The organism is Pseudomonas sp. NPDC088429 (assembly GCF_044753305.1).
GTDB classification, from domain to species: Bacteria; Pseudomonadota; Gammaproteobacteria; order Pseudomonadales; family Pseudomonadaceae; genus Aquipseudomonas; species Aquipseudomonas rustica.
Genome location: NZ_JBIVMX010000010.1, coordinates 1 through 16612 on the forward strand (window position 1 = coordinate 1; position 16612 = coordinate 16612).

The 16612-nt window shown below is 55.8% G+C and carries 8 protein-coding genes; all 8 read left to right on the forward strand.

The window, feature by feature from the left end; translation table 11 throughout:
• On the forward strand, positions 1-243 hold a 243-nt coding region (locus ACIP66_RS08170), incomplete at its 5' end, for a hypothetical protein (RefSeq protein WP_400646984.1).
• An 896-nt stretch (positions 244-1139) separates the two neighbouring features.
• Complete coding sequence (locus ACIP66_RS08175; protein ID WP_400646987.1) at positions 1140-1490, forward strand: toxin; 351 nt, start codon at positions 1140-1142, stop codon at positions 1488-1490.
• The gene (locus ACIP66_RS08180) at positions 1480-1794 is read left to right on the forward strand and encodes a DNA-binding transcriptional regulator (RefSeq protein ID WP_282357488.1); all 315 of its coding nucleotides are present in this window, start codon (positions 1480-1482) and stop codon (positions 1792-1794) included. The genes ACIP66_RS08175 and ACIP66_RS08180 overlap by 11 nt, the downstream gene beginning before the upstream one ends.
• A gap of 169 nt (positions 1795-1963) precedes the next feature.
• Positions 1964-3289, forward strand: coding sequence for an OprD family porin (locus ACIP66_RS08185; RefSeq protein WP_400646990.1), 1326 nt, complete (start codon positions 1964-1966; stop codon positions 3287-3289).
• 414 nt (positions 3290-3703) lie between these two features.
• Entirely contained in the window at positions 3704-8311 is a 4608-nt protein-coding gene (locus ACIP66_RS08190; protein ID WP_400646992.1) for a SpvB/TcaC N-terminal domain-containing protein, read from the forward strand.
• Positions 8308-10962: an RHS repeat-associated core domain-containing protein gene (locus ACIP66_RS08195; protein ID WP_400646995.1), complete on the forward strand. Its 2655-nt coding sequence runs from the start codon at positions 8308-8310 to the stop codon at positions 10960-10962. Before ACIP66_RS08190 ends, ACIP66_RS08195 begins: the two co-directional genes overlap by 4 nt.
• The gene (locus ACIP66_RS08200) at positions 10959-13781 is read left to right on the forward strand and encodes an RHS repeat-associated core domain-containing protein (protein WP_400646997.1); all 2823 of its coding nucleotides are present in this window, start codon (positions 10959-10961) and stop codon (positions 13779-13781) included. Before ACIP66_RS08195 ends, ACIP66_RS08200 begins: the two co-directional genes overlap by 4 nt.
• Positions 13782-13787: 6 nt before the next feature.
• Positions 13788-16556 carry an RHS repeat-associated core domain-containing protein gene (locus ACIP66_RS08205; RefSeq protein WP_400647000.1) on the forward strand — a complete coding sequence of 923 codons (2769 nt, stop codon included), beginning with the start codon at positions 13788-13790 and terminating at the stop codon, positions 16554-16556.
• Positions 16557-16612 lie beyond the last annotated feature (56 nt).

The following is a 16612-nucleotide window of genomic DNA, read 5'->3' on the forward strand; positions in this document are numbered from 1 at the left end:
CCCGCTGTAAGGTTTTTCCACTCGAAGGGTTTCACCAAGAGGCGCAGGCTTGTTTCTATCGTCGCTGAAGAGAACGAAGCATTCTTTATCGGCGCGTTGGTGGAAGGGGTGGGGCCGATGTCTCCCACAGACTGGGCTAACAGTCAGAAGCTGGCTTTTGGTCCCACCCACCCCTTCGAGTCCTACCATACAAGCGGGCTTGCTCGCGAAGGCGTCGGCCCATTCAACATCTTCATTGCTTGACCTACCGCTTTCGCGAGCAGGCTCTGCTCCCACAGGTTATGTGTCGTGCACAAATTCTGCGGTTATCCCGGATGATTGTGGGAGCTGGGCTTGCCCGCGAAGGCGTCGGCACATTCAACATCTTCATTGCCTGCCCCACCGCTTTCGCGAGCAAGCTCTGCTCCTACGGGTTATGTGTCGTGCACAAATTCTGCGGTTATCCCGGATCATTGTAGGAGTGAGACTGCTCGCGAAGGCGTCGGCCCATTCAACATTTTCATTGCCTGACCCACCGCTTTCGCGAGCAGGCTCGCTCCCACAGGTTATGTGTGGTGCACAAATTCTGTGGCCATCCCGGATCATTGTAGGAGTGAGCCTGCTCGCGAAGGCGTCGGCACATTCAACATCTTCATTGCCTGACCCACCGCTTTCGCGAGCAGGCTCACTCCTACAGGTCATGTGTCGTGCATAAATTCTGCGGCCATCTCGGATCATTGTGGGAGTGAGCCTGCTCGCGAAGGCGTCGGCACATTCAACATTTTCATTGCCTGACCCACTGCTTTCGCGAGCAAGCTCTGCTCCTACGGGTTATGTGTCGTGCATAAATTCTGCGGCCATCCCGGATCATTGTAGGAGTGAGCCTGCTCGCGAAGGCATCGGCACATTCAACCTCTTCACAGCCTGACACCCCGCCGCTATCGCTATTCGGTGCTGGACACTGCTGCGAATTGTTCTGACACGTGAGTTGCGAAGGCTCTTCACAGATCAGTCGAACGATCCTACCTCTCCCGTCTACTCGTCCTACAGGTGATTTTACGACCGACGTCTACCGTTGAAAAAGGGGCGAAGAGCAAGGCCAGCAGGCCTTGACCTATTCGATTATCGAGACAACACTATACGCAGGCAACGTACAGAACATGGATGCTCTTTTTATCGAACTACCTGCGTTTCAGAAGCATCGAGACGATTATCTGGACGATGAGCTGTTTCGCAGCTTCCAGTTGGAATTGCTGAAAAACCCGGAAGCAGGCGACCTCATAGAAGAAACCGGAGGGCTGCGCAAAATTCGTTTTTCCGACCAGCGCAGAAACAAAGGCAAGCGTGGTGGTTTGCGGGTGATCTATTACTGGTGGTCCGGTTACGACCAGTTTTGGCTTTTCACCGTTTACAGCAAGAACGAACAGGACAATCTGACGCCTGCCCAGAAAAAACTTTTCAGACAAACGCTGGATAAAGAACTCAACACGAGAACCCACTATGAAACGTGACATTTTTTCTGAATTGATGGACGGCCTGGAAGCCCTTGCTGACGAGCGCCAAGGCAAAATAACGCTACACACCCACAAAGTTCAGCTGCCGAAACTGGTACCGATTACGGCTGAAGAGGTCGTCGCCATCCGTCAACAACTCAACCTTTCCCGATCAGTATTCGCGATGTATCTGCGCACTAACACCCGCACGCTCGAAAACTGGGAACAAGGACGCGCGACACCTAACGCCCAAGCCACCACCCTCATCCGACTGGTTGAGCGCTTTCCGCAAACCATCGATCAACTCGCAACCTTGAGCTAGACGAAACCTCCCAGTCCACATGACGAAATTGTAATTCCCTCATCACCTTGGCGTTATCCGCAGCTTGCAACGATGTCACCCGGCGACCATGCCGGCGGGCCCTCGCCCGTCGAACAATAAAACTCACGCCGAAGCACGTTCCCGTTCTGCCGAACTCCAGGAGTGACTGATGCTTAACCCTACAAAAATATCGATGGCCGCTTTAACGGTGGCGATCAGCGCCGGATCATCCATGGTAGTGGCGGAGGAAAAAGCCGAAGGCTTTATCGAAGGCAGCAGCCTCACCCTCCTCAACCGCAATTACTACTTCAATCGTGATCACCGCAACGGCCAGTCCAGCCCTACCGGCAATGGCTATTCCGAAGCCTGGGCGCACGCAGTAATCAGCAAGTTCGAATCCGGATTCACTCAAGGCACTGTCGGCTTCGGTGTTGATGCGTTTGCCATGATCGGCCTGAAACTCGACACCGGTGACGGCCGTAACGGCGCTCATAGCTCCTTCGATGTGTTGCCGGTCAACAGCGATGGCCAGGCGCAGGACGAGTACACCAAATTCGGCGGCGCCGCCAAAGTGCGCGCGTTCGATACGATCGTACGGGTCGGCGATGTGTTCCCTGCCACCCCGGTGGTCGCCGCTGGTGACTCGCGATTGCTGCCCGAGAGCTTCAAAGGCGTGACAGCCATCAACACCAGTATCGAAGGCCTGTCGGTACAGGGCGGTCGACTGCATGCAATGAGCCAACCGACCTCCAGCGACCTCAACGATAACTTCGCGACCTTCTACGCCGGCCCGGTCAATTCCCCGTGGATCGCCTACGGCGGCGGCGATTACGCGCTGAACAAGAACCTCACGTTCAGCCTGTATTCCAGCCGTCTCAAGGACGCCTGGAATCAGTACTACGCCGGCACCGCATGGACGTATCCATTGGCAGATGACCTGTCATTGTTCGGCGACCTCAACTATTACAAGGCCGTCGACGAGGGCAAACAACTCCTCGGCAAATTCAACAACAACATCTGGAGCGGCCGCGTCGGCGTCAAACTCGGCGCCCACTCTGTCGCCCTCTCCCACCAGCGCAACAACGGCAACGACGACTTCGATTACCTGCGCCAGTCCGACTCGATCTTCCTCGATAACTCCATCCAGTACAGCGATTTCAACTCGCCCAAAGAACGTTCCTGGATGGTGCGCTATGACCTCGACATGACCCCGTACGGCGTGCCGGGTCTGTCGTTCATGACCCGTTATGGTCGCGGCACCGATGCTGATTATTCCAACGCCAACGCTGTGTACATGCGCCGCGACGCGGAGGGTAATCCGCTCACCGATCAGAAGCGTTGGGAGCGCGATGTTGAAGTCAAATACGTGGTGCAAAGCGGCTCGATGAAAGACCTGTCACTGCGTTTGCGTCAGGCCACGACCCGCGCCACAGCGTTCGAGTCCGATCTGGAAGAAGTGCGGGTGATCGTCGAATACCCGCTGGCGATTCTGTGAATTTCATGAGCGATCAGATTCACCTTTAGAAGCTCCTTGCTCCTTTGGAAAGAGGTGAATTTTTTGGCGTCCTTCGGGGCGCCTTTTTTTACTCTGTGAAACACGAAAAACCTGTAGGAGCCGGCGCAGGCTGCGATCTTTTGATTTTGAAAGACACAACCAAAAGATCGCAGCCTGCGGCAGCTCCTACAAGTTTTGGCGATAAATCGGTTATCTGTTGAGCGAATTTGATCTAAGAAAACTGCACCACCCTGTCAGGTCTGACAGGTTACACCGCCAGTCTTTACCGCTAGCGTTAACCCGCCGGGCATCCTTTGATGCCACCCATCTGGCAGGGAGATTCACTGATATGGCCGTCGCCACCTCCATCATCGCTTACATACGTTTCACGGCCAGACGCAACGGCGGTTCGCTATGAGTGAGCAACCGCAGCAACAGTCAACGATGCAGATCAACACTCCCTCCCTGCCCAAAATGGGCGGAGCCATTCAAAGCATCGGCAAGGGTTGGGGCGGCGTCGGCACCACCGGCGCGGCATCGCTTGAATTGCCCCTGCCGATTTCCCCCGGCCGAGGTTTTGCCCCGGCGCTGGGGCTGGGTTACAGCAGTGATGTCGGCAACAGCCCGTTCGGCATCGGCTGGCACCTGACGGCCAACGCCATCACCTTGCGCACAACCAAGGGGGTTCCAGCCTACACCGGCAACGATATTGTCACCGGCCCCGGCGGCGATGTGTGGATGCCCGAGCGCAGTGACGACGACGGCAGCGTTATCTCCAGAAACGTCACGCGCTACAACGGCACCGATCTGGGCGTACAGCATCAGGTAGTGCGCTATTGGCCGAGAGTTGAAGGGGCTTTCAGCCTCATCGAGCACTGGTCAACCGCCACCGACGCAAGTGGATTCTTTTTGATTCACGGTGCCGATGGCAGCCTGCATATCTACGGCAAAACTCCCGACTCACGCCGAGCCGACCCGGCCGATCCATTGCGCGTCGGCGCGTGGATGATCGACGAAAGCCTCAACACGCGCGGCGAGCACATCGTCTACCAATACAAAGCGGAAACTGACGCCCCCGCCCCGCCGCAACTGCGCGACTACCGTGCGCAGCGCTACCTCAAATGCGTGTATTACGGCAACGCCAAGGCCCATCCGCACCTGTACGCCTGGGTCACCGACAGCTGGAAAGCCGAGCAATGGCACTTCCATTTACTGTTCGATTACGGCGAACGCAGCACTACCCTGGAAACCGCCCCCACCTACGCAGAAACACAGTCGTGGCCTGTACGCAGCGATCCCTTCTGGCATTACAGCTACGGCTTTGAACTGGGCACCCAGCGCCTGTGCCGGCAAGTGCTGATGTTTCATCACTTCCCCAAGGAACTCGGCGATACGCCCGTGCTGGTGCAGCGCCTGTTGCTGGAGCACCGGGCCAACCCGCTCGGCTACAACCATCTGACCGCCGCGCACATTCAAGCGTATGACGCACTCGGTCAGGTCGAAAGTCGCCCGCCCATGGAGTTCGGCTACAACGCTTGCGAGCTCGACCCCAAACATCCGGGCTGGACACAGTTTCCCGACATGCCCGGACTCAATGACGGCCAGTTCTATCAACTGGTCGACTTGTATGGCGAAGGCCTGCCGGGGGTGCTGTGTCGTTATGATCAAGCGTGGTATTACCGCGAACCATTGCGCTGCGACAGTGGCGGCGACGACGTCTGCTACAGCGACTGGAAACGGCTCGAAAACATTCCGGTGGCCGACAGCAGCAAAGCGATTCACCAATCGCTGACCGACCTGACGGGCGACGGCAAGCTCGACTGGGTGATCGCCATGCCCGGTATGCACGGCTTTTTCACCCTTGGCCCGGATCGCGACTGGTCAAACTACGTTCCCTTCAAGGCGTTCCCCAACGAATTCCTGCATTCAATGTCACGCCTGACTGATCTGGTCGGCGACGGCCTCAGCGACCTCGCACTGATCGGCACCAACAGCGTGCGTCTGTATGCCAATCGCCGCGAGCACGGGTTCGCCGACGGCGTCGACGTGCCTCATCGTTATAAATTGCCCGACGGTGACGACGATGAGCTGCCGTCATTGCTGCATACGCAAACCGAAGTGGTCGCGTTCGCCGACCTGCTCGGCAGTGGCCAGCAGCATCTGGTGCGCATCCGCCACAACGAAGTCAAAGTCTGGCCGAATCTGGGGCGCGGGCGCTTCGGCAAAGGGTTTGTGCTGTGCGCGCTGCCGTTCACCTACAGCGAGTTCAATGCGGCACAGGTTCTGTTGGCCGATCTCGACGGCTCCGGCGCGGCGGATCTGCTCTACCTGGAACCCAAGCGTCTGCGTGTGTTCATGAACCACGCCGGTAGTGGATTCGAGCAAAGCAGTATCGACCTGCCGTGGCCCGAAGGCGTGCTTTACGACCGACTTACCCAGGTCAGCACCGCCGACCTGCAAGGGCTGGGTTGCTCAAGCCTGATCGTCACGGTGCCGTACATGGCCCCTCGACACTGGCGCTACGATTTCGTCAAAGCCAAGCCGTATCTGGTCAACCGCACCTGCAACAACATGGGTTCCAGCAGCGGCGTCACCTACCGCAGTTCGGCGCAGGAATGGCTGGATGAAAAAGACCAGCAACACGCGGCGGGCATCGAAAACCCGATCTCCCAATTGCCCATGGCGCTGCATGTGGTCAAGCAGCAAACCCAACACGACGACATCACCGGCAACACGCTGACGCAGGGCTTGAGTTATCGCGGCGGTTATTACGACCGCTTCGAGCGCGAGTTCCGTGGCTTTCGCCTGCTCACGCAGACCGATACCGAAGCGACGCAAGCCGAACGCGCGAGAACCGGTTTCACCGCACCGATCCTGAGCAAAACCTGGTTCCACACCGGCGAGGATATCGACCCTTCCCGCGACGGTTATTACACGGGCGACCCGTCTGCGGTGGCCCTGCAACCCACGCTGTTACACGATCACGCGGCGCAACCCATCGAGTCACCAGACGAAGACCTCCAGCGCGAAATTGCCCGCTGCCTGAGCGGCAGAGTCCTGCGCTCGGAGGTCTACGCCGCAGACGACGATCCCGCCACTGCCGTGCCTTACGCAGTTCAGGAAAGCCGCGTCGCCGTGCGCGTGTTGCGGCCCAAAGGTGAGCACAATCCTTACGCGGTGGTGCAGCCGCTTGACCTGGAATCGATCAGTTATCAATACGAGCCAGACATCGCCGATGACCCGCTATGTCAGCACACACTGAACCTGGAATGGGATGAATACGGCAGCGTCATTCATGGCTTTACCGTGCACTACGCCCGGCGCAAAACCTTGAGCGATACACCGCCGTTCAGCGACGAATATCACCAAACCTGGTGGAAGGATGCCCACGACGATGCCCAACAAAAGTGGTACCTGACGCAAACCAAAGCGCTGCACCTTCACCTGCCAAATCCAGAAGCCTGGCGCCTTGGCCTGCCCTATCAGGCGCGCGGCAACGCACTGGTGCTCGACAAGCCGGCGCTCACCGCCGCCAACATCACCCATGAGTATTTTCTGCGACAAAGCGTCGACGACGGCGCGTGGGCGAAACAATCCGTGCTCACAGGCTTGTCGATGCAGCTCTACATGAACCCCGCCAACAACCAGCCCCTTGCACCCGGCCAAGCGACGTTCGAAGGTTTGCCCGCGTACATAGAAACGGCGGAGCTGGATGCCATCGCCCTCAGCGCCTACGACAAACTCAAGGACGCCGAGGGCAACATGCCCTTCAACCTGAAAGAAAAACTCGAGTCACCGGAAGTCGGTTACCACATCATGGATCTGTTCCTGCCTGAAGTGAAAAACACCCCACCGACCGATCCGGACGATGCAAAAAATTACCTGTGGTCGGTGCGTAAAGGCTTCCCCACCTATCACGCGCTGGATGGTTTTTTTAACATCCAGAAGTATCGCGAAACCCTTAGCCACGGTGAGACCCAGGTCTTTTACGACGACTATTGGTGCCTGACCAATGCCGTCACCCTGCCCGATGGCTGCACGACCCGCACGCTCGATGTGGATTACCGGAGCTTTCTGCCGGCCGCCATCGAAGACGCCAACTGCAATATTCAGGAGGCGCGTTACGACGCATTAGGCCAAGTGTTGGTCACCAGTTTCCACGGCACGGAATTAGGCCTGCCGGTGGGTTTTGATCGACTGGAAACCTACGTCCCGCCTGCCGACCGCCACCCGGCGATTGCCATTGCCGACCCGAAAAAAGCCATCGGCAATTTCGCCAGTGTCAGCTTCAGCGATCCTTTCAGCTGGATGGGCCATGTCTCACGCACCTCACCGCCCTCCCCTGAATGGCAGGCATGGGCCAGACGTGAAGGATTCATCCTGCCCGGCGGCCACTTCTGCGACAGAGCGCGGCAGCATCTTGCCGCCGTGCAAACCCCAGACGCGAACGAGAAAATCCTCAAGGAACAACTCGACGCGGCCCACCGCGAACCGATCCATGCCGTCGCGATGTTGGCTGACCGCTACCCCGGTGATCCGGAGATGCAAGTGCGGGTCAGCATCGCCTGCTGGGACGGCTTCGGTCGGTCGCTGCAAACCAAACAGGAAGTCGAGCCAGGCAAGTCGTGGCAGGTCGGGGAAAACGGCGAATTAATCCTCGACTCCGACGGCAAGCCTGTCGAGGCCGATGTGCCACGCCGCTGGCGTGTCAGCGAGCCGGTCGAGTACAACAACAAGGGCGAAAAAGTACGCATCTACCGACCCTACTTTGCCGATCAACCGCGCTACATCAACGATCATTCAATGCGCGTGCATGCCTTCCATGATCAGCAGTTTTACGATGCGGCCGGTCGCCCGACCGAAACCATACTGGCGAAAAACATGCTCCAGGGTAATCCGCCGCAAATGAAGCCGTTACGTCGGGAGACGTGGTACTGGATCTGGTGCAACGTGGCGTTTGATGAAAACGATCTGTTTGAGCCGCCGCCGGAACAACCGCGCAAGAAGTTTCCATTCATATGAGTTCAGGGATTGATGCATTTACCCCGAATCTCACTGCCACCGATAGCCGTGGTTTGCCAGTACGGCAGATTGCCTATTGGCGGCAGGATGTCAGCCAGCGTGAAGCGCGAGCCACGATTCAGCAGCATGACGCTGCTGGTCGCCTGGTGGCGCAGCAGGATCCGCGGTTGCTGGCGGATGCTTCGGCGCCGGCGAATCTTGTGTCGATTTATTCGCTGTCCGGGAAGGTATTGAGCACGGTCAGTGTGGATGCCGGCTGGCGGCTCAGCTTGTCGGGTGAAGCGGATCAAGCGTTGTTGGGATGGGATGGTCGGGGGAGTCAGCGCTGGACGGAGTATGACGACCAAATCCGGCCAATCGCGGCGTTTGAGCACGCAGTTGATGCTGGTTATTTGTGTGCCGAGCGTTTTGCCTATGGCGGCGACAATCCGGCATTTTCCGCGCGAAACCAGTGCGGGCAACTGATTCGCCACGACGATCCCTCAGGTACGCAATTGTTCGAGCAGTTCGGTTTGGCGGGTGAAGTTTTACAGCAGACACGTCATTTTTTGCAGACGCTGGAATCACCCGACTGGCCGGCGTCCGTTTCCGAGCGAGACACGTTGCTTGAGCCCGGTGCCGGGTTCACGGCCCGCACACGATTTAACCCGCTGGGCGAGGCCATCGAACAAACCGACGCCAAAGGTAACCGGCAGATGATCAGCCACGCTGTCGACGGCCTGTTGCACGAGGTTCGTTTGCAACTCGCGAAGGACGTCGCGCCGAAGGTATTGGTCAGCGCCATTCAGTACAACGCCCACGGTCAGACTGAGCGGGAAACGGCCGGCAACGGCGTGATCACCTCGCTGGAATACGCCGCTGACGACGGTCGGCTTTCGCGGTTGCAGGCCAAACGTGGCAGCGACGCTCTGCAAGATTTGCGTTACGTCTACGACCCGGTAGGCAACGTGCTCAGCATTGAAGACGCCGCCCTGCCCGTTCGCTACTTTGCTAATCAGCGGATTGAACCAGTTAATCGCTACGTTTACGACAGCCTCTATCAGTTGATCAACGCGACGGGATGGGAGGCTGGCTGTTCTAATCAAGGCCCGACATTTTCGCGGTTTGACGATCCGGCGTCGTGCGCCAACTACACCCAAAACTACCGCTATGACCGTGGCGGTAATTTGCTGCAGTTGACTCATGACGGGCCGCAAAGTCACGGTCATCGACTGGTGGCGGCTGCGCAGAGCAATCGGTGTTTGCCGGTGCTCAATGGTTTGGAACCGAACGACGAGGACTTTCGCAAAAGCTTCGATGCCAACGGCAATTTGCTCAACCTTCAACCGGGGCAGGTTTTGCGTTGGGATCTGCGTAACCAATTGCGCGATGTCAGACCCGTGGCGAATGACCGTGAGGGTTACGTTTACGGCGCCGACGGTATGCGCGTTCGTAAAGTGCGCTCTACACAGAACAACGCCCGAACGCTGATTTCGGAAGTTCGTTATCTGCCAGGTCTGGAACTGCGCACCCACAGCGGCACGGGGCAAGTGTTGCAGGTAATCACCGTGCAGACCGGGCGTAGCAGCGTGCGCGTTTTGCATTGGGAGTCCGAGCCACCCAAAGACATTTCGAACGATCAATATCGGTACAGCCTCAATGATCATCTCGGTTCCTGCGCGCTCGAGCTGGACAGCTCAGGCGACATCATCAGCCAGGAGCGCTATCACCCGTTTGGCACGACCGCGTGGTTTGCCGGGCGCAGCGAAATCGAAGCGGGTTACAAAACCGTGCGTTATTCGGGGCAAGAGCGAGATGCCACGGGGCTTTATTATTATGGGTTCAGGTATTACGCGCCGTGGATGCAACGTTGGCTGAATCCGGACCCCGCGGGATACGTAGACGATCTTAACTTTTACAAAATGACCATTAACAATCCGCTTGTCTTTATCGACAAATTAGGATTGGCCCCGGTATACGCTGAAGGTATGGAGGCACAATTAGCACCACATACCAATCTAATTATCGAACAACCTGAGGCGAATGAAAATTTTTTTGTATCTTACCGCGTACAGGGGTTGAAAGAGCGCTTGTCAGCAGCTGACGAACTATCAAAAGGTCGGGCCGAACATGTAGCAAACGCATTCACACACAAAGTCATCCTGAAAACCATTGTCATGACAGAGCCCAAAATAAAGGACATTGATAGCAGCAAAGTCAGCAAGTACTTCAACATGATTAATAAACACGAATGGGAGTTCAAACAGAATTACAAATTCAAAGACTCAGGAAATGTGTTTGCCAACGATATATTCAGGCACCAGTACAAAGTAGCTTCAGAAAAAAACAAAAATTTTGGCGAGCTTCCCAGCGCCATTCGAAGATCTAAAGTAAAGAATGACACGACATTGAAAACAACTGAAGGCCTTCAAAGTGGCACCCCCGAGCTACTCGATGCCTTCTTCAAAACACCCAACGGCAAAACAACTCAAAGAGTGATTGAGGATTTCGGTATGGTCGCGACGAAGGTTACAACAGAAGCAAACGGAAAAGACCTGGATTTCGTTGTTACCGTTAAGCCACTGGGTGATTACCAAACCATCAACACGCTTCAGGTGCAACCAAAAAGAACAAGCAAAGCTGCGGTATTTACAAAATTGACAACCACTTGAGAGCACTCGACGATCTCAATATCTTTGCAGGTGATGCTGCTGATAATTGCAGCAAGCTTGAATCGACAGTGCGTTTCAATAAGGGTGACTATATGGGTGTCAGTTCACTTACCCCAAACGTCGCAGTAAATGACAATCGTGGCTTGCCGGTGCGGCAGATTGCGTACTGGCGGCAGGATGTCAGCGAGCCTGAGGCGCGGGTGACGACTCAGCAACATGATGCGGCTGGTCGTCTGGTGGCGCAGCGGGATCCGCGGTTGATGGCGGATGCTTCGGCACCGGCCAATCTTGTGTCGATCTATTCGTTGTCGGGGAAAGTGTTGAGCAGTCTCAGCGTCGATGCCGGGTGGCAAGTCAGTTTACTGGGTGGGGCCGATCAGACTGTGTCGGGATGGGATGGTCGGGGGCGTCAGCGCAGGACGGAATATGACGATCAGGTTCGACCGCTGGCGGTGTTTGAGCAGGGGGTTGATGGCGAGTTGTTGTGTACCGAGCGTTTTGACTATGGCGACGACTATCCGGCATGTTCCGCGCGTAACCAGTGCGGACAACTGATTCGCCACGATGATGCGGCGGGTACACAGCTGTTCGAACAGTTCGGTTTGGCGGGTGAGGTGTTACAGCAGACACGCCATTTTTTGCAGACGCTGGAGTCCCCCGACTGGCCGGAGCCCATTGCCGAGCGTGACACGTTGCTTGAACCCGGCGCCGGGTTCACGGCCCGCGCACGGTTTAACCCGCTGGGCGAGGCCATCGAACAAACCGACGCGAAAGGTAACCGGCAGATGATCAGCCACGCTGTCGACGGCCTGTTGCACGAGATTCGTTTGCAACTGGCAAAGGACGTCGCGCCGAAGGTATTGGTCAGCGCCATTCAGTACAACGCCCACAGTCAGACTGTGCGGGAAACGGCCGGCAACGGCGTGATCACCTCGCTGGAATACGCCGCGCAGAGTGGTCGCCTGACACGACTTCAGGCCAAACGTGGCAACGACACTCTGCAAGATTTGCGCTATGGCTACGACCCGGTAGGCAACGTGCTCAGCATCGAAGACGCCGCTCTGCCCGTTCGCTACTGTGCTAATCAGCGGGTTGAACCGGTTAATCGCTACGTTTACGACAGCCTCTATCAGTTGGTCAAAGCGACGGGATGGGAGGCTGGCGGTTCTAATCAAGGCCCGGCATTTTCGCGGTTTGACGATCCGGCGTCGTGCGCCAACTATTCGCAATCCTACCGCTATGACCGTGGCGGTAATTTGCTGGAGTTGACTCATGACGGTTCGCAAAGTCACGGTCATCGACTGGTGGCGGCTGCACAGAGCAATCGGTGTTTGCCGGTGCTCAATGGTTTGGAACCGAGCGAAGAGGACTTGCGAAAAAGTTTCGATGCCAACGGCAATTTGCTCAACCTTCAACCGGGGCAGGTTTTGCGTTGGGATCTGCGTAACCAATTGCGCGAAGTCAGCCCCGTGGCGAATGACCGTGAGCGTTACGTTTACGGCGCCGACGGTATGCGCGTTCGTAAAGTGCGCTCTACACAGACCAACGCCCGAACGCTGATTTCGGAAGTTCGTTATCTGCCAGGTCTGGAACTGCGCACCCACAGCGGAACGGGGGAAGCGTTGCAGGTGATCACCGTTCAAGCCGGACGAAGCAGCGTGCGGGTTTTACATTGGGAATCCGAGCCGCCGAAAGACATCGCCAACGATCAATATCGTTACAGCCTTAATGACCATCTCGGTTCCTGTGCGCTCGAGCTGGACAGCTCAGGCGACATCATCAGCCAGGAGCGCTATCACCCGTTTGGCACGACCGCATGGTTTGCCGGGCGCAGCGAAATCGAAGCGGGTTACAAAACCGTGCGTTATTCGGGGCAAGAGCGAGATGCCACGGGACTTTATTATTATGGTTTCAGGTATTACGCGCCGTGGATGCAACGTTGGCTGAATCCGGATCCCGCGGGATCGAGTGATGGTCTGAATTTCTATGTGATGGTGCGAAATAATCCAGTGAGACTTCGCGATCGTCGGGGTTTGCAGGGTGAAGACTTCTTCGGTGCAACATTCCACAGTCTTGACCTCTCGGCTCAAGGTTGGGCCAAACACGCGCTGGACAAAGGACTGACAGCGACAACATTGCAACGTTTTAACAAAGCGACTGGTCGTTACTCCGAAACATTTGACTATGAAGTTTTGGAAGTCGGCGCAGCAGAGTCTTCATTGGCAGGCGAACAGGTAATCGAGACGCTGGCCGGATTTAAGAAGAAGTACGAGGAACTGGCGCGCATTGAATGCAGCAGTGGTAAAAGCAAGTCCCCGCTGCACGAATCGATGATGGCAGCCGCAAAACATGCAGAGCGTATGCATGATTTTGCTAAAGAGGCCTACCAAGGTGATAGCGCGGCGGCTTCAAGCACGAATAAAGACCGTTTTTTCGCGCTGGTACAGCGTGTAAAACCAGATTTTGCGAATCACCAGTTATTGGCCGTGCAGAAAATATCCATGAGTCAACCAGACTCCACTACCCACAGAGCGTTTGTCAGTGGTGTTGTTCTTCACCCTCTTACCCGTCCCGAAGTGAGAGAAAACTTTCGCAATCAGCCTGGAAAAGAGGCAATTCCGATTTTGCAGGTCGCCCGCACCTTCATGACGATTAAAAGCTTGAATAAAGCCAACAAAGACATGCCATTGAAGGACGTTATGTTTGGTTCTACAAATAAAGATGACTTGAAAGTGCCGGGTAGGCTTGGCGCCACGGTGACGCATGAGCCTACGCATGTACCACTTCCGAAAATAACGGCCGGATTTCTCAGGCGATAACGACAAATGCGCATTTCGCCAGCGACGCGCATGAGCGTCGATTCGTTAACCCCCAACTGCACAGCCATCGACAGCCGTGGCATGGTGGTGCGGCAGATTGCCTATTGGCAGCAAGATCTCAGCAAGTATGAGGCAAGGAAAACCGTTCAACAGCGTGATGCGGCGGGAAGGATAACGGCCCAGCAGGATCCACGTTTGATGACGGATCCTGCTGCACCTGCCAACCTGGTGTCGACGTATTCGCTGTCCGGAAAGGCGTTGAGCACCGTCAGTGTTGATGCCGGATGGCGTGTCGATCTTTTCGGGGCGGCGGATCAGAGTATTTGGGGATGCGATGCAAGGGGAAGTCAGCGTCAAGCGGGATACGACAACCTTCTTCGCCCGATCGCGGTATTTGAGCAGGCGAATGATGATGCGTTGTTGTGCACCGAACGCTACGAATATGGCTGGGCTGATTCAGCATTTTCCGAGAGAAACCAGTGCGGGCAGTTAATCCGCCACGATGAGTCGGCTGGAGTTCTGCGATTCGAACAGTTCGGCTTGGCGGGTGAAGTTCTGATGTTAACCCGGCATTATCTGCTCGCACTTGAAGTGCACGACTGGCCTGAGCCAGTGCCTGAGCGTGAGGCTTTGCTTGAGCCCGGCACCGAGGCCACAAGCCGTTCGCGGTTCAATGCACTGAGCGAAGTCATCGAACAAACTGACGCCAGAGGTAATCGACAGTTTTTCAGCCAGACCCTCGCCGGCCAGTTGCGCGAGGTTCGTCTGCAATTGGCGAAGGACGTCGCGCCGAAGGTGCTGGCCAGCGCAATCCAGTACAACGCCCTCGGTCAGACTGAGCGGGAAACGGCCGGCAATGGCGTGATCACCTCGCTGGAATACGCCGCTGAGGATGGTCGTCTGAACCGGCTTCAAAGCAAACGTGGCAGCGACGCTCTGCAAGATTTGCGTTACGTTTACGACCCGGTCTGCAACGTGCTCAGCATCGAAGACGCCGCCCTGCCCGTTCGCTACTTTGCTAATCAGCGGGTTGAGCCGGTTAATCGCTACGTTTACGACAGCCTCTATCAGTTGATCAAAGCGACGGGATGGGAGGCTGGCGGTTCTAATCAAGGCCCGGCATTTTCGCGGTTTGACGATCCGGCATCGTGTTCCAATTATTCGCAAACCTACCGCTATGACCATGGCGGTAACTTGCTGGAACTGACGCATGACGGGCCGCAAAGTCACGGTCATCGACTGGCGGCGGCTGCGCAGAGCAATCGGTGTTTGCCGGTGCTCAATGGTTTGGAACCGAGCGACGAGGACTTTCGCAAAAGCTTCGATGCCAACGGCAATTTGCTCAACCTTCAACCGGGGCAGGTTTTGCGTTGGGATCTGAGCAACCAATTGCGCGAAGTCAGACCCGTGGCGAATGACCGTGAGCGTTACGTTTACGGCGCCGACGGTATGCGCGTTCGTAAAGTGCGCTCTACACAGACCAACGCCCGAACGCTGATTTCGGAAGTTCGTTATCTGCCAGGTCTGGAACTGCGCACCCACAGCGGAACGGGGGAAGCGTTGCAGGTAATCACCGTTCAGACCGGGCGTAGCAGCGTGCGCGTTTTGCATTGGGAATCCGAGCCGCCGAAAGACATCGCCAACGATCAATACCGCTACAGCCTCAATGATCATCTTGGTTCCTGCGCGCTCGAATTGGACAGCTCAGGCGACATCATCAGCCAGGAGCGCTATCACCCTTTCGGTACGACCGCATGGTTTGCCGGGCGCAGCGAAATCGAAGCGGGTTACAAAACCGTGCGTTATTCGGGGCAAGAGCGGGATGCGACGGGGCTTTATTATTATGGGTTCAGGTATTACATCCCGTGGTTGCAGCGCTGGCCAAATCCGGATCCAGCAGGGACGGTTGATGGACTCAACCTTTATGTGTTTGCGACGAACAATCCTTCCAGCGGATATGATTTTCAGGGATTGAAATATAGAGGCAAAGAAGACCGTTATGAAAAAAGGGCACTGAATGATGTCGGCAACCTGACAATTGGATACCGCGGCAAAACGCAAGCCTTGAAGGAAGGTGATCTGAATTTTTCTTGGGCGAATGATGTGGCCCTGGCACTGAGCGTTGAATTGATAAAGGCGACCATTGAGGAACTCGATACAGGCCACCTCGACAATTTCGAAATTTTTTTAAGAGGAAATAACACACCAGGAACACATGATGTACCACTGATCGTAAGCGCAAAAAAATCTTCCAATGCCTACAAGTCAATTCTCAAGGAATTGTACCGGTATCAAAAAGGAGGCGACCTGCGTGATCAAATCGTTTATCTGAGAGGCGAGCCAAATCCGGAGGGAACACACGCGTTCACCTACAGAGAGGACCCGAATCGACGAGTCTATGTCCTTGATCGCTTCATGAAGGAGGATATTGTCGGACGAAGCAGAACGTTTATTCACGAGCTATCTCATTTAGCCGCAGGGACAAAGGATCACTTCTATTACCCACTGAGATTTCCGAATATCACCGAAGAAAAATCACTAAGTCAGCTTAAGAACGTACCTGTTTTTGCGAAACACGAGCACCGCACTCAACGGAGGTCTGGCAATATTAATCTTGAATATCATCAAATCACGAATGCAGACACGCTAGCCGTTTATCCCTTATTAAAGTTAACTGAAGCGCGAACTAAAGAAGCACTTCAGAAAGCTGCCTCACCTATCGAAAAACAAACGTTTTTCGGGAGCATCATAAAATTCATTCGTGGCAAATCTTAAATCTTTTCGATATCAAACGCCTATTGCATCTTTTTGGTAAAAAATCCTTAGCGCGC